Source organism: Nocardia sp. NPDC004278, assembly GCF_053602975.1.
This window is the reverse complement of sequence record NZ_JBSGEQ010000010.1, coordinates 167,159-184,886: the sequence shown is the minus strand read 5'-3', so window position 1 is coordinate 184,886 and position 17,728 is coordinate 167,159. Positions and strand designations below refer to the sequence as shown.

The 17,728-nt window shown below is 66.1% G+C and carries 17 protein-coding genes; 15 read left to right on the top strand and 2 right to left on the bottom strand.

The window, feature by feature from the left end:
* The first annotated feature begins 87 nt into the window (after positions 1–87).
* From ACWEO2_RS18255 to ACWEO2_RS18235, 5 genes are all read left to right on the top strand, one after another.
* Entirely contained in the window at positions 88–528 is a 441-nt protein-coding gene (locus ACWEO2_RS18255; RefSeq protein ID WP_354959430.1) for a type II toxin-antitoxin system Rv0910 family toxin, read from the top strand.
* Positions 528–1,256: an ABC transporter ATP-binding protein gene (locus ACWEO2_RS18250; RefSeq protein ID WP_452406378.1), complete on the top strand. Its 729-nt coding sequence runs from the start codon at positions 528–530 to the stop codon at positions 1,254–1,256. Before ACWEO2_RS18255 ends, ACWEO2_RS18250 begins: the two co-directional genes overlap by 1 nt.
* On the top strand, positions 1,253–3,745 hold the full coding sequence (locus tag ACWEO2_RS18245) for an FtsX-like permease family protein (RefSeq protein ID WP_452406377.1): 2,493 nt from the start codon (positions 1,253–1,255) through the stop codon (positions 3,743–3,745). The genes ACWEO2_RS18250 and ACWEO2_RS18245 overlap by 4 nt, the downstream gene beginning before the upstream one ends.
* A 67-nt stretch (positions 3,746–3,812) precedes the next feature.
* A complete protein-coding gene (locus ACWEO2_RS18240; RefSeq protein ID WP_452406376.1) occupies positions 3,813–4,292 on the top strand; it encodes a hypothetical protein in 480 nt (159 codons plus the stop codon).
* A 17-nt stretch (positions 4,293–4,309) separates the two neighbouring features.
* Positions 4,310–4,963 carry an ester cyclase gene (locus ACWEO2_RS18235; protein WP_452406375.1) on the top strand — a complete coding sequence of 218 codons (654 nt, stop codon included), beginning with the start codon at positions 4,310–4,312 and terminating at the stop codon, positions 4,961–4,963.
* Between the two features lie 269 nt (positions 4,964–5,232).
* Here the strand turns inward: ACWEO2_RS18235 and ACWEO2_RS18230 are convergent, their stop codons facing one another.
* The gene (locus ACWEO2_RS18230) at positions 5,233–5,490 is read right to left on the bottom strand and encodes a hypothetical protein (protein WP_452406374.1); all 258 of its coding nucleotides are present in this window, start codon (positions 5,488–5,490) and stop codon (positions 5,233–5,235) included.
* Positions 5,491–5,497: 7 nt separating this feature from the next.
* On the opposite strand from ACWEO2_RS18230, the gene ACWEO2_RS18225 reads away from it, so the two are divergent.
* Positions 5,498–5,875, top strand: coding sequence for a hypothetical protein (locus tag ACWEO2_RS18225; protein WP_452406373.1), 378 nt, complete (start codon positions 5,498–5,500; stop codon positions 5,873–5,875).
* A 327-nt stretch (positions 5,876–6,202) separates the two neighbouring features.
* Here the strand turns inward: ACWEO2_RS18225 and ACWEO2_RS18220 are convergent, their stop codons facing one another.
* On the bottom strand, positions 6,203–7,429 hold the full coding sequence (locus ACWEO2_RS18220) for an ROK family protein (protein WP_452406372.1): 1,227 nt from the start codon (positions 7,427–7,429) through the stop codon (positions 6,203–6,205).
* A 147-nt stretch (positions 7,430–7,576) separates the two neighbouring features.
* Between ACWEO2_RS18220 and ACWEO2_RS18215 the strand changes: the two genes are divergently transcribed.
* The 9 genes from ACWEO2_RS18215 to ACWEO2_RS18175 all read left to right on the top strand — a co-directional run bounded on the left by ACWEO2_RS18215 (position 7,577) and on the right by ACWEO2_RS18175 (position 17,684).
* Entirely contained in the window at positions 7,577–8,626 is a 1,050-nt protein-coding gene (locus ACWEO2_RS18215; protein WP_452406371.1) for a substrate-binding domain-containing protein, read from the top strand.
* Entirely contained in the window at positions 8,617–10,137 is a 1,521-nt protein-coding gene (locus ACWEO2_RS18210) for a sugar ABC transporter ATP-binding protein (protein WP_452406370.1), read from the top strand. Before ACWEO2_RS18215 ends, ACWEO2_RS18210 begins: the two co-directional genes overlap by 10 nt.
* Positions 10,134–11,192: an ABC transporter permease gene (locus ACWEO2_RS18205; RefSeq protein WP_452406369.1), complete on the top strand. Its 1,059-nt coding sequence runs from the start codon at positions 10,134–10,136 to the stop codon at positions 11,190–11,192. The genes ACWEO2_RS18210 and ACWEO2_RS18205 overlap by 4 nt, the downstream gene beginning before the upstream one ends.
* A gap of 36 nt (positions 11,193–11,228) precedes the next feature.
* Positions 11,229–12,116 (top strand): SMP-30/gluconolactonase/LRE family protein, encoded by an 888-nt coding sequence (locus ACWEO2_RS18200; RefSeq protein WP_452406368.1) that lies wholly within the window; start codon positions 11,229–11,231, stop codon positions 12,114–12,116.
* Positions 12,113–12,727: a bifunctional 4-hydroxy-2-oxoglutarate aldolase/2-dehydro-3-deoxy-phosphogluconate aldolase gene (locus ACWEO2_RS18195; RefSeq protein ID WP_452406367.1), complete on the top strand. Its 615-nt coding sequence runs from the start codon at positions 12,113–12,115 to the stop codon at positions 12,725–12,727. The genes ACWEO2_RS18200 and ACWEO2_RS18195 overlap by 4 nt, the downstream gene beginning before the upstream one ends.
* A 28-nt stretch (positions 12,728–12,755) precedes the next feature.
* A complete protein-coding gene (locus ACWEO2_RS18190) occupies positions 12,756–13,700 on the top strand; it encodes a sugar kinase (protein WP_452406366.1) in 945 nt (314 codons plus the stop codon).
* A gap of 10 nt (positions 13,701–13,710) precedes the next feature.
* A complete protein-coding gene (locus ACWEO2_RS18185) occupies positions 13,711–14,466 on the top strand; it encodes an SDR family NAD(P)-dependent oxidoreductase (protein ID WP_452406365.1) in 756 nt (251 codons plus the stop codon).
* Positions 14,463–15,608 carry a galactonate dehydratase gene (gene dgoD / locus ACWEO2_RS18180; RefSeq protein WP_355181361.1) on the top strand — a complete coding sequence of 382 codons (1,146 nt, stop codon included), beginning with the start codon at positions 14,463–14,465 and terminating at the stop codon, positions 15,606–15,608. Before ACWEO2_RS18185 ends, dgoD begins: the two co-directional genes overlap by 4 nt.
* 120 nt (positions 15,609–15,728) lie before the next feature.
* The gene (locus ACWEO2_RS18175) at positions 15,729–17,684 is read left to right on the top strand and encodes an amino acid transporter (protein WP_452406364.1); all 1,956 of its coding nucleotides are present in this window, start codon (positions 15,729–15,731) and stop codon (positions 17,682–17,684) included.
* The last annotated feature ends 44 nt before the right edge of the window (positions 17,685–17,728 follow it).

Genomic DNA, 17,728 nt, shown 5'->3' with positions numbered 1-17,728 from the left:
GTATGGGGTGGGGAAAATCCTCTCGTTCAGCAATCAAAGCGCTTCGCGCCCATGAGTTTGCTAGCTAATTACAGAGAAGGGTGAAGCATGGCCGAGTTCGAAGTCACCAGCGCATTGGCGGTTAGCCCGGCGCAGCTGTACGCACTCATTGCCGACACCTCGACGTGGGGGGACTGGTTCCTGCTGCACGGCGGGTTCGCCGAGCAGCCGCCGGAGCGGATCGGCGTGAACACGAAGCTGGTGCAGAACATTCGCATGCTCGGCACGACCCAGCGGCTGGAACTGACCATCGCCGCGTTCAAACCGCCGATGCAATTGACCCTTTCGGGCAGCAGTCCTGCTGGCGTCACCTGTGAGTTCAGCTTCATCATCGAACGCAGCCCGGGTGGTTGCCGGCTCACCATCGCAGGCGACTTCGCCGGTCCGATTCTGACGGGACAGCTGGCCAAGGTGATCGAGGGCGACGCGCAGGCGCAGCTGACCAAATCCATGGCCAGGCTGTGCAAGATCACCGGATCCGATGCCTGATGATGCTCGAACTCGGCAAGGTGGTCCGGACCTACCGAATCGGTGGACAATCCGTGCGCGCACTGGATGGCATCGATCTCCGCATCGACGCAGGGCAATTCGTCTCAGTGGTCGGCCCGTCCGGTGCCGGCAAAAGCACCCTGCTGCATCTACTCGGTGCGCTGGATCTGCCCGACAGCGGATCGATCCGATTCCGCGACCGCGAGATCGGGCATCTCGACGACGATCAGCAGTCCGAATTCCGCCGTCACCATGTGGGATTCGTGTTCCAGTTCTTCAACCTGCTGCCGACGCTGTCCGCGTGGGAGAATGTCGCGGTCCCGAAGCTGTTGGACGGCACCGGGCTTCGCGCCACCAAGACTCGCGCCCATGAGCTGCTCGAGTTGGTCGGATTGGGCGAGCGTGCCGAACATCGACCGTCGGAACTGTCCGGTGGGCAGATGCAGCGAGTCGCGTTGGCACGCGCCCTGGTGATGGATCCCCCACTCATCCTCGCGGACGAACCGACAGGGAACCTCGATTCCAAGACCGGCGCCGATATCATGGCATTGCTGGCCCGGATCGCCCACGACGATCAGCGAGAACGCGCCGTCGTCATGGTCACCCACAATACCGAGGCCGCGAACACCACGGACCGGATACTCACCTTGGCCGACGGCCGCCTAGTTGGCGACGAATCCTCCTGCCATGCAGTGGTTCTCGACGACCCGGTCGCGGAGGTTCGATGACCGCACTGATCGATCGCTGGCGGCTGTTCAGCCTGCGCGAATTCACGATCCACCGCGGACGGACCATTGCCTCGGTAACGGTGATGGCGGTGTCCGCCGCATTCCTGGTATCGGTCTTCGGCATCTTCGGCTCACTGACCGGGTCGGTGGACCGGCTGGTCGGAGGCCTCGCCGGTAACGCCGCGCTCGAGGTCACCGGAGTCACCGATTCCGGATTTCCCGCGTCGATCCGCGACGACATCGCCACCACCCCCGGGGTCGCGGCAGCGGTCCCGATGGTGCGGACCCAGATCGACTCCGATGGCGGCCCATTGCTTCTGCTGGGCGCCGACGCGACCGCGACCGCACTGGGCAGCGATCTCCAGCAGGCGGTCGAGCATCAGTTCGCGGCGCTCGTGTCCACGGTGAACGGGGTCTTGGTCGGTCCGGGTGTCGACGCGACAACCGGCGACACCATTCGGCTGGGATCGCATCAGGTCACGGTCGCCGCCGTGATCCAGGGCGGCACAGCGGCGCGGCTCAACGAGGGCCACTACGTCCTGACGTCCCTCGCTATCGCGCAACAGGTGACCGGGCACGCGGGACGGCTGGATTCGGTGATGATCGTCGCCGCACCGCATACGGATTCGAAGGCACTTCGTGCGGCCGTCGACCGTGCGGTGAACGGCCGGGCCCTGGTGGCCGAACCCAGCGTTCGGGCCGTGCAGACCGGCAACGGCGTGCGAATACTGCAGTACATGACGCTGATGGGTGCCGCGCTGGCGTTCATCGTCGCGGCATTCTTGATCTACACCACCATGACGATGGCAATAGCCCAACGGCGGCCGACGATTTCGATGCTGCGCGCCGTCGGTGGGCGTCGTCGCACCATCGTCGCCGATCTGCTCACCGAGGCCGCGGTGATCGGGCTGATCGGTGGTGCGATCGGCTCCGTGATCGGAATCGCCTTCGGCCGCACCGCCATCGGGACCCTGCCCGTTGCCCTGATGCAGTCGGTAGAGGCGCGAACGGTGTATTCCCTTCCCCGCTACGCGATTCCGCTCGCCATCGGTGCCGCGGTGTGCACCAGTGTCGCCGCATCGGCGGTAGCCGCACACCAGGTGTACAAGGTGTCACCGATCGAAGCACTCGCCCCGGTCGGAGCGTCGGTCGCCGATCAGGTGCGCCCCTGGCTGCGCCTGGCCGCGATCTGCGTGACGGTCGGCGGGTTGACGGTTTCCATTGTCCTGGTGGTCCTGCGGCTGGGTAACTTCCTCTGGTCCGGGGTCGCACTGTCGATGTTCTTCGGCGCGGGTATCGCCCTGTGCTTCGCGAGCATCGGGGGTCTGGTCCGCGCGGCCGCATGGGTGTCCCGGCGTTTCGGCCGGTCGGGCGAGCTCGCCGCAGCGACGCTCGAGCGCGCCCCGCGGCGAGTCTGGGCGACCATGATGACGGTCTTCATGGCCGTGACGGTGACCATCACCATCACGGGCGCGAACAATGACCTGCTGAATTCGGTGCGCAGCTCACTGGGAGCCGTCGGAGATGTCGACGTCTGGGTGGCATCGCATCCACCGGAACAGTTTCCGACCAGCGCATTGCCAGCTAACCTGCCCGCCGAAGTCGCAGCGTTGCCCGGCGTCGCGCGCGTCACCGAGGGACAGCTTGCCTATGCCACCCTCGGCGACGAGAAGGTCATTCTCTACGGCCTGGATCAAGGCAGCGTCAGCCCGATGTACCAGGACTTGGACCCGGCGGTCCGCGCCGATGTGGTCGCCGGGCACGGCATGGTGCTTTCCCGAGATCTCAGCCGCACCCTGGGCGTCGGGGTCGGCGACGAACTGCCGATTCGAACTCCGCGCGGACTCCAACGGATCCGGGTGCTGGGGGTGGTCTCATACTTCTCGGCGCTGACGGGTACCGCCGGGATCGGCCTGAATCAGATGCGCGACTGGTTCGACCGCCCGGGGGCCACACTGCTGCAGGTCGAAGGCGCACCGGGCGTCGAGAAGGCACAGCTGCTGGCATCGATCCGACAGGCGAGTCCTGCCGAGGTGCACGTCTACTCCGGGGCGGAATCGCTGGCAGGTGTCGAGAGCGCTATCCGGCAAGGCATGGCCGTGGCGAACGCCGTCTGGGTGATCGTCGTGCTGATCGCGGCAATAGCACTGCTGAATACCCTCACGCTCTCGGTATTGGAGCGGCGACGAGAGATCGGGGTCCTGCGGGCCATGGGCGCGAGCCGTCGCGTCATGCTGCGCATGGTGCTCGCCGAAGCCGCCGGCATCGGCGTTGTCGGCGGCGGACTCGGGCTGCTGTTCGGCATGGCCAGCCAGTACTTCTTCGACAGTGTCACCCCGGACATCATGAACATCGATGTCGCATATGCACCGAGCTCGATGGTTCTCGTCTTCGCCGCGGCAGCAATAGGACTCAGTCTGCTCGGCTCGATTCCACCTGCCGTCCGAGCATCGCGACTGAACATCATCGAGGCAGTGAGCATCGAATGACCGAGCAGCAGAGACTACAGATCAGGAGAGACTGCAGATGAAGGGGCACAAGGCTACTCGCGGCCGCATGGCCGCGATCATGCTCGCCGTAGTTGTGGCCGCCACCATGGCCGCATGCGGTGGTTCCGACGACCACAGCGCGAAACCTGTTGCACAACACAGCACGACAAAGCCTGCCGGTGACCAACCACCGCTGCCGCTGCCCGGCCCGGGTGACCTCAATGCCGGCCTGTTGTTGGCGCTGGACCCCAATACGCCGCGGGAGCAGAAGATCGGCGCCGTGCAGGGCGCGGATGCCGATCCGGATCTGATCGACAAGATGAGCCAGGCCGGAGCGGCCAACAACGTGACCATGACCGTCACGAAGGTGGAGTACGTCGGTGACGGCGTAATGCAAGCGAGCGCGACGCTCACGCTCAACGGCAAGCCGGTGGATGGCCAAGCGCAGATCCCCTTCATAGCCGAGGGGGGTCGCTGGAAGCTGCAGAAGGCATGGGCCTGTCAGATGCTCGCCAATGCGCAGCTCGCCTCGTCAGCCTGCAAGTAGCCGGAGGGAAGGACACCATGAGCATCGAGATCGCGGGTCTCGAGCCCACCCTCGTCGAAGGCATGACCTCCGATGAACTCGCCGCGGCGATGCCGGAATTGGTGACGACATTCGTCGGGCGAGCCACCGATCAAGCGATCATGTGGCGTGACTGGTCGGTGCGGTGGCTCGATGCGTGGAGCGAGCACGACCTCGAGGGGGTGCTGGCGCTCGTCACCGACGATGTCGTCTACGAGGACCCTTCGCTGTTCGGCGAGCGGCTCGCCGGCAAAGCCGCCCTCCGGGAAGTCGTGGCGATGACGTGGCGTGCGTTCCCCGATGTGCGATTCGAGCTCTCGGGAACTCCCTACCTGGCCGTGCTCGGCACCGGCATGGCAGTGCCTTGGCGAATGCGCGCCACATTCGCAGGGGATATGGGCGGTGGCCCGTCGCCATTGGGAATCGCACCGACGGGTCGGCGATTCGACACCCACGGAGTCGACATCTACGAGCTGAGCGACGGATTGCTCTGCCGATGGTCGACCACAACCGATCTGTTCGATCTCGCCCAACAGGTCGGCATGCTCCCCGGTCCGCGAACCCGACTGTTCCAGTTCGGGATTCGCATGCAACGCCTGGGCGCACCGCTACTTCGCATGATCCACCGATACGGAGAACGTGCACAGCGGTAGTCACGGGCCCGATCCATTAGCTCAACCGCACGTGGCCCGCAGTATCTTGCCGCGTTCGGCCCGCAACGCTGTGGTCGTGCCGTGAACCGTTGCGGGGGTGGGTAATCCGATTCGGGAGTGCCGGTGATCCGGACCATAAACGCCCTCGGCGGGGAGTGAATTTCTCGCACTCGTGACCGGGGGCCGTTGTCGTGTCCCCAGTGGTTTTGGGGGCAAGCCCCAGAGCGGAGCGGCTGTACTGTGGCAGGGTGTGAACGGGGGTGAATGGTTCATATCCCCGGCAACAGCACGGTACGAGAATCGGCTGCGTTGCAGCCACGAATCATGTAGGAGGACATCATCAATACTTCTTCGCGTTTCGGCACCGCGCTCGGCTTCGCGGCGGTGGTCTCGGCTCTTGTCGGTTGGTCGGGTGCCGGCTCGGCCGCCGCTCTGCCGGCCACGGGATCGGCCGGCGGCATCGATGTGGCCATCACGGCGCAAACCCCGACCACCATCCGGCCGGGCGGATCGCCGATGCGCTTCAATGTCACATTGGTCAACACCGAAGCTACCGACGATGCTCAGGTGGGCTTGGTGGTGTCGCTGGCGCACTGCACGTGCAATCCGGGCCCGCTCAAGATGATGCCCACCGGGTCGATGCGCATGCTCGACGCCGCCACCAACACGTGGCAGACGGTGCCCTACGTGGCGGAAGGGGGTGGCACGGATTTCCTCACCAAAACCCTTGTTGCGCCGTTCGAGCTCGATCACGGGCAGACCACCACCTATGAACTGGAGTTGGCGCTCCCCACCGACCATCCCGTCGACGCGGGTGAGTCCGCGATCGACGTAACAATGACCGACGTCTCCACCAACAAGCCGATCGGCGCGACCCCCACGGCATCCTTGCCCATCACCGTTGAACCGTAGCCCAGCAAGCCCTTTCACCGCGGCCGCCCGTTCCGGAGCCCCCTTCCACCCCGGGCCAACCGGGTGCTCGGGCTGGCCGCGGCTAGACCGCCGATCGGATACCGGCTGCGCCGAATACCACCGGCAGCAACCCACTCGCTGATCAATTCCCATCGCCGACCGGCCCTGCCGAGTTCTTGATTCCAGACACTCCAGCTGAGGTGGTTCGGTCCCCAATCCTGGTTCCGCGCCGGGCACCCCGGGGTCTGTCGAATGGTGGTCGCCCAGGCCATTTCGATCGCCGTACGACTACGCTCGGCGAGCATTCGAGCTAGGTGGGCGGGGCATTTAGGGCGTTGAGGTGCGGATGGCGCGGCGGGCGGCGATCGAGCCGAAGGTTTCGCGGTCGGCGAGGAAGCCTTCCAGGGCGAAGGTGGCGGCGCCGAGGCTGGAGGGGTTGTGGGGGAGGGTGCAGAGTTGGAGGGTGACGGCAGCGTAGGGGTCGGTCATTGCGTGATGGGCGGCCACGCGGCGGGTTACTTCTAATAGGCGTTCGCCCAACACATTTGCGACCAGGTCGCCGAAGACCATGGTGCGGGGGTTGAACAGGTTCACCAGGTTGGCGACGGCGACACCGAGGTAGGTGCCGGTCTTTTCGATGACCTCGCGGGCGATGGGGTCATCGTCGGCGGCGGCTATGGCCGTGATGGTGGTGGCGTCGTCGGCCGCGAGTAGTGGGCTGGTCGGGGCGAGTTCGCGCAGGGTCTGCACGATGCCGCGTGCGCTCACATAGGCCTCGACGCAGCCGTGGCGTCCACATCGGCACTCGCGTCCGTCGAGGACGAGGTTGGTGTGGCCCCATTCGCCCGCGCTATTGGTGACGCCGCGGTAGAGCGCGCCGTCGATGACGACACCGATGCCGACACCGGCGCGCAGCGTCACGACGATCAGATCGTCCACATCGCGTCCGGCCCCGAACCAGAGATGCGCCGCCGTACTGGCTTTCAGCGGATTGTCCAGGTACAGCGGATGCGGCAGCCGCGGTGCGAGCAGTGACTTGAGCGAAACGTCGTGCCAGTGCCAGTACGGCGAGAACACCGAGACCCCGCCCTCGGGCTCGACCAGACCGGGCACGCTCAATCCGACGCCGAGCACCTTGTCGGCCTCGTCGGCGGTCAGTTCGCGGATGCCGCGGATAATGAGTTCGGCGACATCGTCGGGCCGGGTGGCCTCGGGATCGACGGGTATCTCGACCGAACGCAGCACCGTCATGGCCAGGTCGAAAAGGTCGAAATGGATGCTGGTTTCGGCGATATCGACGCCGACGAGCATGCCCCGCTCCGGATTGATCGCAAGCTGGGCGCGCGGCCTGCCGACCCCCGGCGCGTCATAGCCGAGTTCGGCGAGCACCCCGACATCCAATAGCTCGGCGATCATATTGCCCACCGTGGCGAACGAAAGCCCGGTGACGCGGGCGATCTCCTGACGGCTGGTGTGGCCCTCGGCGGCATAGACCGCCTGCAGCACATAGAACCGATTCCGCCGTCGGATATCGCGCGCGGTCAGCTGGTACACGGTCGGGCCATCTCCTTCCGATTGATATTCGCAGACGTTACCCGAGCACTTCGGCCAACAGTATTTACAACCGTTAGCGGAAGTCCTACTGTAACCCAGGTCACCACCAGACGCCGAGTGCGCGGCAGATAACACAAGGAGCACCCCATGTCCTGGACCCACCAAAGCCGTTGGACCAGAGCCGTTTTCTGCGGGGTATCGCTCGCACTAGCCGTGTCGGCCTGCTCATCCGGCAAGGACGACGACTCGAAGGCGACCGGGCCGCAACACACCAGCGGCTCGATCAGCCTGGTCTACGCCCAGAAGCAGGGCGATCAGGAGTACTTCATCGGTGAGGCCGAAGGCGCCAAGGCCAAGGCCAAGGAGTTGGGCATCGATCTGAAGGTGGTCAATCTCAGCAATGATGCGAACAAGGCGGTCACCGAGGTACAGAACGCGGTCAACCAGAAGGCCAGCGGCGTGATCGTGGTGGTGCCCGATCCGTCGGTCGGCCCGCAGGTCGCACAGCTGGCCAAGGCCGGTGGCGTCGCGCTGCTGACCTCCGATGACCAGGTCTGTACGAACGGTCCGGATCCGTCGTCCTGCGCCAAGGACAATCTCGTGCCCCGGGTCGGCTTCAGCGGCACCCAGATGGGCACCGAGGTCGGCACCCGCGCCGGTCAGGACTTCAAGAAGGCGGGATGGAAGCCGGAGGAGACAGCGATCATCGACGCCTGGAAGCAGGACGTGACCGTCTGCACCGATCGGGTCAAGGCCAATCAGAAGGCATTCCGGGAGGCCGCCGGTGTGGATGTCAAGGTGATCGAGGTCGGCACCGATAACACCCCATCGGATGCGCAGAACAAGATCTCGGCAACGGTGTCGGGCAACCGGTCGGTGAAGAACTGGATTGTCATGGGCTGCAATGACGAGAACGTCAGCGGCGGTGTCGCGGCGATCCAGAACGCCGGATACTCCGCCGACAATGTGCTCGGTGTCGGTCTCGGCGCCTATCTGGCCTGCAAGGAATGGCGCGGCGGCAAGCCGACCGGATTCAAGGCCGCACTGTTCATCAATGGCAAAGACGTTGGCGCGCTGTCGGTTCAGACGATGTACGACTACCTGAAGAACGGCAAGCAGATGCCGCCCGAGGCGTACGCGCCGACCAAGATGGTCGACTCGACCAACTGGCAGCAGGCGGGCGTCACATGCAGCTGACCGGACTGCGGGTGTCCGGGCTGAGCAAGAGCTTCGCCGGGGTGCCGGCCCTGCGCGAAGTGAGCCTGGACTTTCCCGCTGGTGCGGTGACCGCGCTGATGGGTGAGAACGGGGCGGGTAAATCCACCCTGATCCGCATCCTCGGTGGCGATCACCGCCCGGACAGTGGCCACCTCGAGTTGGATGGTGTGCGACTCGAGGTGGCCACCCCGGCCGCCGCGCGGTCGGCCGGGATCCGGGTGATCGGCCAGGAGCCCGAGATCGTTCCGCATGTTTCGGTCGCCGAGAATGTCTACCTCGGTACGCTGCCGCGGCGCGCGGGTCGTCTGCTCGACCGGGCGGCACTGCGCGAGCGCATGCGTGCCGACCTCGCCCGACTGGGTTTCGACCGTGATCTCGATCCGGACACCCTCGGTTCGAAACTCACTGCCGCACAACGGCAGTTGGTGGAGATCATGCGGGCGCTGACCACCGACGCGAAGGTGATCGCCTTCGACGAGCCGACCTCATCGCTATCGGACCATGAGACCGAATCGCTGTTCGCGCTGATCGGCCGGTTGCGGGAGCAGGGCCTCGCGGTCATCTATGTATCGCACCGGATGCGGGAGATCTTCCGGCTGGCCGACCGGGTTGCGGTGCTGCGCGATGGCACGCTCATCGGCGAGCGGGCGACCGATGAGACCACCGATCGCGAGATCGTCCGAATGATGGTCGGCCGGGACCTGTCGACGCTGTTCGCGCGCAAGCACAGCACGCCGGGGCGGGTCGTCCTCGACGCGGATGCGGTCACGACCGACGATGTGCGGGAGGTGAGCCTGCAGGTGCGCGCCGGTGAGGTGGTCGCGCTGGCCGGACTGGTCGGCGCGGGTCGCTCGGAGCTGGCCGGTGCGCTCGCCGGTGACCTGCCGATCCGCTCGGGGGAGGTGCGGGTGGACGGTAAGAAGCTGCGACTGCGGCAGCCGCGCGATGCGGTGCGGGCAGGGTTGGGGTATGCGCCGGAAGAGCGCAAGGCGCAGGCGCTGCTGCTGCATCGCGGTGTGCGCGACAATATTTCGCTCGCGATGCTCGACCGGTTGCGGCGGCTGCGCTTCATCCGGCGCGGCGCGGAACGGCAGCTGGCTCGGCAGTACGTCGAATCACTCAGGGTGCGAACACCTTCGATCGAGCAGGAGGTGCGCAAGCTCTCCGGTGGCAATCAACAGAAGGTGGTGCTGGCCCGCTGGCTGGCCCGCAAACCCAAGGTGCTGATCCTGGATGAGCCGACCCGCGGCGTCGATGTCGGGGCGAAGGTCGAGATCTACCACGTCATCGAGGAACTGGCCGAATCCGGTGTCGCGGTGCTGGTGATCTCCTCCGAACTTCCCGAAGTGCTCGGCCTGGCCGACCGGATCGTCGTCATGCAGCACGGCCGGGTCACCGGCGAGCTGGAGCGGAGCGAGGCCAGCGAGGAGGCGATTCTCGCGCTGGCCATGGCCGAAGACCTGTCGCATACATCTCGAGGAAACCCATGACAGACCAACAACTCTCACTCCCGGTGGAGACCGCCGCGGCCGCGCCGCCCTCGGTGCTGGCGCGCGGTGCGGCCTCGCTCACCCCGCGGCGTCTGGTGCAGGCGATCGGTACCGGCAATCTCAGTCTGATCGGCGCGCTCGCGGTGGTCGTCGCGATTTTCGCCTGGCTCAACGACGGCTATCTCGATCCGGCGAATCTGGCCGGAATCGGCGAAGCTGTCACGGTTTTCGGCCTGCTTGCCGTGGTGCAGACCGTGGTGATCATCTGTGGCGCACTCGACATTTCGGTCGGCTCGCAGGCCGGTGTCGCGTCGGTGATCAGTGCGATGGCGTTCACCGCGACCACCGACAATGCCTTGCTCGGCATTTTGGCCGCGATCGGTGTCGGGCTGGTGCTCGGGTCGATCAATGGGCTGATCATCGTCTACGGTCGCGTCAATCCGGTCATCGCAACGCTGGCCACACTGGCCGCATTCAAGGGTGTCGCGCAGTTGATATCCGGCGGCAAGGCACAGGGTTTCGTGCTGGGCAATGATGTGTTCATCTTCATCGCCCGCGGCAAGATTCTCGGCCTGCCGGTGCCGGTGGTCATCCTCGCGGTGGTCGCGACGGGCATGCACGTATTGCTCAAGTACACCGATATCGGCCGCAATATCTACGCCATCGGCGGAAATGACACGGCCGCACGGCTTTCCGGAATCAATATCAACAAGTACCTCATCGCGGTATTCGTGCTGGCCGGTGCGGTGGCGGCGATCGCAGGAATCATCCTGACCGCGCGGACCGGCTCCGGACAGCCGGTTTCGGGTAGTGAAGGGCTCGAGCTCAAGGCGATCACCGCGGCGGCACTGGGCGGCTGTGCGTTGAAGGGCGGCAAGGGCACCATCGGCGGCACGCTGCTGGCGGTCGTGCTGCTCGGTGCCTTGGACAACGGGCTCAACGTGGTCGGGGTGAATACGTTCTGGCAGAACGTTGCTCAGGGTTCACTGCTGGTCGCCGCGGTCGTTATTCAGCAGCGGCGCAGCGGGGAGCGCGCGGTCGGGCTACCGACGTAGCCCGTCGCCGTTGCCGACTCATACCAGGAGCAAACGATGATCGAACTGAAAGCCGACCGGTGCTCGCCTCGGCCGGGCAGGCTGTGTGAAGGACCGGTTTGGGATGCGCGCACCAATGAGCTGCTGTGGGTGGACATTCCGGCCGGGCGCATCCATCGTGCCGCGCTGCACGACGGCGACCTCGAACGCCGGTCCACCGTTGCGGTGGGCAGGCGGGTCAGCGCGGTGGTGCCGTGCGCATCGGGCGGGCTGATCGCGACCGCCGTCGATACCTTCCTGCACATCACCGATGCCGGGACGATCACCGAGGTCGCGGCGCTTTCCCTGCCCGATGACGGGGTGCGCCGACGGATGAACGACGCCAAGGCCGACCCACACGGCCGGCTGTTCGCCGGCACCATGTCCGAGGACGAAATCGCTGGCACTGCCGCGCTGTATCGACTCGATCCCGATGCGACGGTGCGCGTCGTGCGCGAGCAGGTGACGATCTCCAACGGTCTCGGCTGGAGCCCGGACGGCACCACGCTGTACTACGCCGACAGCCCGACGCATCGGGTCGATGCCTTCGACTACGACATGGCCACCGGCACTTTCAGCGGTGGCCGGACCTTCGCGGAATTCCCGGACGGTCTCCCCGATGGATTGACCGTGGACGCCCGGGGTTTCGTCTGGGTCGCGGTCTGGGGCGCGGGACAGGTGCGCGCATTCGACCCCGCGGGCCGACCGCATGCGGTCATCGATATCGGCCCGGCACAGGTCTCCAGTTGCGCCTTCGCCGGACCGGATCTGGATGTGCTGGTGATCACCACCGCCGCCGAAGGTGCCGCGGCACCGGGTGCCGGCTCGCTGTTCACCTGCCGGCCCGGTGCGACCGGCCTCCCGACGAATACCTACTCCGACGCAAGGTTGGTGAGCAACCCATGACCACCGATCACGGCCTGCCCCTGGATCTGCCGGCGATCGCGATCCTGCGCGCCCCCTCGGCCGCCCGGTTCGCCGAGGTGACCGCCACCCTGCACGAGGCGGGCATTACCGCGGTGGAGTTCACGCTCAATACCCCCGGCGCACTGGACGCATTGCGCGACAGCTCCGGATTCGCCCACCCGGTCGGCGCGGGCACGGTACTCACCGCCCTCGATGCCGCACGAGCCGTGGACGCTGGTGCGGCCTACCTGATCACGCCGACTGTATGTCCCGAGGTGATCGCCGAGGGCCGCCGCTTGGGTGTCCCGGTGATCTGCGGCGCGTTCACACCCACCGAGATCCACAGCGCTTGGGCAGCGGGCGCCACCATGGTCAAGGTGTTCCCGGCCGCGGTCGGCGGTCCCGGATATCTGAAGGCGATTCGGGGTCCGCTGCCGCAGATCCCGCTGGTGCCGACGGGTGGTATCGGGCTCGCCGACGCCCGCGCGTATCTGGACGCCGGTGCCACCGCGCTCGGGATGGGCTCGCCGCTGGTCGGTGACGCGTGTATCAGCGGCGATCTGGACGCGCTGCGTGAGCGGGCAGTCGCCGTGCGAAAGGCACTGTTATGAGTGAGTGCTTTGCGCGGAAGCAACTGCCATGACCGGTGGCTTGGTAACACTGGGCGAGGCACTGGGGGTTGTCGCCGCCACCGAACCCGGTCCGCTCGCTCCCGGTGCCGCACTCCGCATGGATTTCGCGGGCGCGGAAGCGACGGTGGCCATCGGCGTCCGCAGGCTCGGCCACGACAGCGCATGGGTGGGTAGCGTCGGCGCCGATGCCATCGGCACCATGGTGCTCGACCGGCTGCGCGCCGAACGCGTCGATATCTCGCGGTGCCGGATCGATCCGGAACTGCCGAGCGGTCTGATGCTGCGCGAGCGCCGCACCGCCGACCACATCCGAGTCACCTACTACCGCAAGGGTTTCGCGGGTTCGCGACTGTCGGCAGCCGATATCGATACCACCCAGATCGCCGCCGCGCGCATACTGCACCTCACCGGAATCACCCCCGCCTTGAGCCCATCCGCCCGCGACGCCGTGCACGCCGCACTCGATGCCGCCGTCGACGCCGGAGTGACCGTCTCGCTGGACATCAACTATCGCCGTGCACTGTGGTCGGAAGCCGATGCCACGGTGGAGCTTTCGAAGCTGGTCTCCCGAGCCGATATCGTCTTCGGCGGGCTCGAGGAAGCAGCCCTGCTCGTCCCGGCCGCGAGCCCGGACGCCATGGCGCAATCCCTTGCCGCACTCGGCCCTTCGCAAGTCGTGGTCAAACTCGGAGCCGAGGGCGCACTCGCACTGCACAGCGGCGAGCTGATCCGACAGCCCGCGGTGGCGGTCCGCAGTGTCGACCCGGTCGGGGCGGGTGACGCATTCGTCGCGGGCTACCTCGCCGGTGTACTCGACAACGGGTCCGCGCGCCACCGCCTGCGATTGGCCGCCACCTGCGGCGCATTCGCCGTATCCGTATCCGGTGACTGGGCGGGACTGCCGTCGCGGCACGAACTCGGCCTGATCACCGGCGCCGACATCAACCGATGAGGGGAAGAGCATGAGTCGTCTGGCAGACCGGGTCGCGGTCGTCACCGGGGCCGCCTCCGGCATCGGTGCGGCCACCGCCCACCGGCTCGCCGCCGATGGCGCCCTGGTCGTCATCGCCGATATTGCCGAAACGGCGGGACGCGAGGTCGCCTCGAAGATCCGGGCGGCGGGCCATCGGGCCGAATTCGTCAGCTGCGATGTGTCCTCGGAAGAGTCCTGGATCGAACTCCGGCATCGGGTCAACGAGTTGTTCGGACCGCTGGACTTCTTGTGTAGCAACGCATCCCAACAGGCCACCATCCCGGTACACGAGCTGACCCGCCGGGCTTGGGACGACGGCCTCGCGGTCAATCTGACCCCGCTGTTCCTCGGCCTGCGCACCTTCATCGACGATCTGCGCGACCGCGGCGGCAATGTGGTCGCGATCTCCAGCGTGCACGCACATTTCGGCTTGCCCGGCTATCCGGTCTATGCCGCCGCCAAGGGCGGGTTGACCGCATTGGTCCGACAGCTGGCCGTGGAGTACGGACGCGCCCGCGTCCGGGTCAATGCCGTACTGCCCGGCCCGATCCTCACCCCGGTATGGGACGACGTCGACGAGGCCGGTCGGCGGCTGTCCGCCGCGGCCACCGCCCTGGACCGGATGGGCGCACCCGAGGAGGTCGCCGCCGCCGTCGCCTTCCTCGCCTCCGACGACGCCTCCTTCATCACCGGCGCCAACCTGGTCGTCGACGGCGGCTGGAGCGTGCGAAAGGAGTCCCGGTGAAAATCACCGCACTGACCACCTACCTGGTCGCGCCGCGCTGGTGCTTCCTGAAGATCGAAACCGACGAGGGCATCACCGGCTGGGGCGAGCCGGTAATCGAGGGCCGCGCGCACACCGTCGCCGCCGCCGTCGACGAATTGGCCGACTATCTCATCGGCAAGGATCCGATGAGTATCGAGGCGCACTGGCAGGTCCTCACCAAGGGCGGTTTCTATCGGGGCGGGCCGATTCTGTCGAGTGCGGTCGCTGGCATCGACCAGGCGCTGTGGGATATCACCGGAAAGGCGCTCGGCGTGCCGGTGTGGCAGTTGCTCGGCGGCGCGGTCCGCGATCGGATCCGGGTGTACAGCTGGATCGGCGGTGACCGTCCCGATGATGTCGCCGAGGCCGCGCTGGAGCGAAAAGCGCAGGGTTTCACCGCGATCAAGATGAACGGCTCGGCCGAACTGGAGCCGATCGATACACCACGCGCAACCCGGGAGATCGTCGACCGGGTGGCCGCGGTGCGCGCGGCGACCGGTGACGAGTTCGATATCGCCGTCGATTTCCATGGCCGCCTGTCGATTCCGATGGCGCGGCGGGTGCTGCCCTTGCTAGAGCCGTATCTGCCGTTCTTCGTAGAGGAACCGCTGGTCCCGGAATGCAGTGCGCAGATCGGCGAGATCACCCGCGCGACGAGCATTCCCATCGCGACCGGCGAAAGACTGTATTCCCGTTGGGATTTCAACGCTGTCCTCGATCAGGGCATTGCCGTCGTACAGCCCGATCTATCGCACGCGGGCGGCATCTCCGAGGTCCGCCGCATCGCCGCACTGGCCGAAGGCCGCGATGTCGCCCTGGCCCCGCACTGCCCGCTCGGCCCGATCGCCCTCGCCGCGAGCCTGCAGGTCGGCTTCGCCACCCCGAATCTGCTCATCCAGGAACAAAGTCTCGGCATCCACTACAACACCGGCTCCGATCTCCTCGACTACCTACTCGACCCGGCCGTCTTCGCCTACCGCGACGGTTACGTCGAGCTGCTGCGAGCCCCCGGCCTCGGCATCGAAATCGACGAGCAAGCGGTGGCGCGAGCCGCCGTGCAGGGCCATCGATGGCGCAACCCGATCTGGTATCGAAAGGACGGGTCATTCGCCGAATGGTGATGGGCCCCTCGCGCGGCGTGGTATCGCACCGGGCTTCGTTATCCGACGGAGAGTTCCCGTAGATTTGCGCGGGGTCGGAGATCATCCGGCGCAACCGGACGAATCTCGCAGGGGAATGTCATGACCACAACCCAGGAGCGGACGCGCTCGCCCTTCTCATCCTGGCTATTGCAGGGCGCGACCGACGAGCGGTATTCCCAGCATGCGGGTCCGATGCGCAAACCGGGTGATGCCGAACACGAGCGGTCCTGGTGGCAGGTGATGTGTTTGACCGGTGTCGACTACTTCTCGACCCTGGGCTATCAGCCCGGTATCGCGGCGGTCGCGGCCGGTGTGCTCTCACCGCTGGCCACACTGGTGCTGGTCGCGCTGACGCTGTTGGGCGCGCTGCCGGTGTATCGGCGGGTGGCGCAGGAGAGTCCACACGGCGGCGGCTCCCTGGCCATGTTCACGCAGCACCTGCCGCGCTGGACCGGCAAGATCTTCATCCTGGTGCTGCTCGGCTTCGCGGCCACCGACTTCGTCATCACCATGACGCTCTCAGCCGCCGACGGTGCCGCGCATATCGTCGAAAACCCTTATGTCCCTTCGGCTCTGCACGACCGCAATCTGCTGATCACACTGGTCCTGCTGGCATTGCTCGCGGCGATCTTCCTGAAGGGCTTCGCGGAGGCGATCAAGATCGCGGTGACACTGGTCGCGGCGTATCTATCGCTGAATGTTGTTGTCGCCGTTGTCGGTTTGTATCAGGTGCTCACCGCGAGTGATCTGGTCGTGGACTGGACGCATGCACTGACCGCCGAACACGGCAATATCGCGGCCATGATCGGCATCTCGCTGCTGGTGTTCCCGAAGCTGGCGCTCGGGTTGTCCGGATTCGAGACCGGCGTCGCGGTAATGCCGCAGATCAAGGGCGCGCCAGGCGATTCCGAGGACAATCCGGTCGCGCGCATCGCCGGTGCGCGCAAGCTGCTGACAACCTCCGCCCTGATCATGAGCACCTTCCTCATGGTGACCAGCTTCATTACGGTCGTGCTGATTCCGGAGCAGGAGTTCGAAACCGGCGGATCCGCGAACGGTCGGGCCTTGGCCTTCCTGGCGCACAAATATCTCGGCGATGTCTTCGGTACCGCCTACGACGTCAGTACCATCGCGATCCTGTGGTTCGCGGGTGCGTCGGCCATGGCCGGACTGCTGAATCTGGTGCCGCGCTACCTACCCCGGTACGGCATGGCGCCGGAATGGGCGCGCGCGGTGCGGCCCCTGGTGCTGGTATTCGCGGTCATCGCCTTCGGTATCACGTGGTACTTCGACGCCGATGTCGATGCGCAGGGTGGTGCGTACGCGACCGGTGTGCTCGTGCTCATCACCTCCGCCGCGGTCGCGGTGACGCTGTCCGCGGCGCGAAAAGGCGAGCGCAACAAGGTGATCGGGTTCGGCGCGATATCGGCGGTCTTCGTATACACGACCATCACGAATATCTTCGAACGCCCCGAGGGTGTGCAGCTGGCCTCGCTGTTCATCGTCACGATCATCGTGGTGTCCTTCGTCTCGCGCGCCCGGCGCTCCTTCGAATTGCGGGCCATCGAGGTGACTTTCGACGAAACCGCCGCCGCGATGATCGATCGGGCCGCGGCCGAGGGCATGATCCGCATCGTTACCCACGATATCGACCAGCGTCGACCCGAGGAGTACCGGGAGAAAGAGGCAGATCAGCGTCTGGAGAGCCACATTCCCGCGGACGCCCCCATCCTGTTCCTGGAGGTCATCGTCCGTGACGCCTCCGAATTCAGCACCGACCTGCGAGTCACGGGACTCGAATTGGCGGGCTATCGAATCCTCAGCGTCGAAGCCACCGCCGTCCCCAATTCCATCGCCGCGATCCTGCTCGCCATCCGCGACCGCACCGGCCTGGAACCGCATGTGTATTTCGAATGGACAGAGGGCAATCCGCTGGTCAACCTGCTCAAATTCCTCTTCGTCGGCGAGGGTGAGGTCGCACCGGTGACCCGGGAGATCATCCGCCGAGCCGTGCCGAATCCGGCCGAACGCCCGCACGTCCACGTCGACAGCTAGCGCCCTCGCTGCGTTACCCCCTCGGCTGCTCGCCGAGCGAAGAT

What these genes read in the sequence shown, in the direction of transcription:
- ACWEO2_RS18255 (WP_354959430.1), top strand. Translation starts at nt 88, where the DNA reads ATGGCCGAGTTCGAAGTCACCAGCGCATTGGCGGTTAGCCCGGCGCAG.
- ACWEO2_RS18250 (WP_452406378.1), top strand. Translation starts at nt 528, where the DNA reads ATGATGCTCGAACTCGGCAAGGTGGTCCGGACCTACCGAATCGGTGGA.
- ACWEO2_RS18245 (WP_452406377.1), top strand. Translation starts at nt 1,253, where the DNA reads ATGACCGCACTGATCGATCGCTGGCGGCTGTTCAGCCTGCGCGAATTC.
- ACWEO2_RS18240 (WP_452406376.1), top strand. Translation starts at nt 3,813, where the DNA reads ATGGCCGCGATCATGCTCGCCGTAGTTGTGGCCGCCACCATGGCCGCA.
- ACWEO2_RS18235 (WP_452406375.1), top strand. Translation starts at nt 4,310, where the DNA reads ATGAGCATCGAGATCGCGGGTCTCGAGCCCACCCTCGTCGAAGGCATG.
- ACWEO2_RS18215 (WP_452406371.1), top strand. Translation starts at nt 7,577, where the DNA reads ATGTCCTGGACCCACCAAAGCCGTTGGACCAGAGCCGTTTTCTGCGGG.
- ACWEO2_RS18210 (WP_452406370.1), top strand. Translation starts at nt 8,617, where the DNA reads ATGCAGCTGACCGGACTGCGGGTGTCCGGGCTGAGCAAGAGCTTCGCC.
- ACWEO2_RS18205 (WP_452406369.1), top strand. Translation starts at nt 10,134, where the DNA reads ATGACAGACCAACAACTCTCACTCCCGGTGGAGACCGCCGCGGCCGCG.
- ACWEO2_RS18200 (WP_452406368.1), top strand. Translation starts at nt 11,229, where the DNA reads ATGATCGAACTGAAAGCCGACCGGTGCTCGCCTCGGCCGGGCAGGCTG.
- ACWEO2_RS18195 (WP_452406367.1), top strand. Translation starts at nt 12,113, where the DNA reads ATGACCACCGATCACGGCCTGCCCCTGGATCTGCCGGCGATCGCGATC.
- ACWEO2_RS18190 (WP_452406366.1), top strand. Translation starts at nt 12,756, where the DNA reads ATGACCGGTGGCTTGGTAACACTGGGCGAGGCACTGGGGGTTGTCGCC.
- ACWEO2_RS18185 (WP_452406365.1), top strand. Translation starts at nt 13,711, where the DNA reads ATGAGTCGTCTGGCAGACCGGGTCGCGGTCGTCACCGGGGCCGCCTCC.
- ACWEO2_RS18175 (WP_452406364.1), top strand. Translation starts at nt 15,729, where the DNA reads ATGACCACAACCCAGGAGCGGACGCGCTCGCCCTTCTCATCCTGGCTA.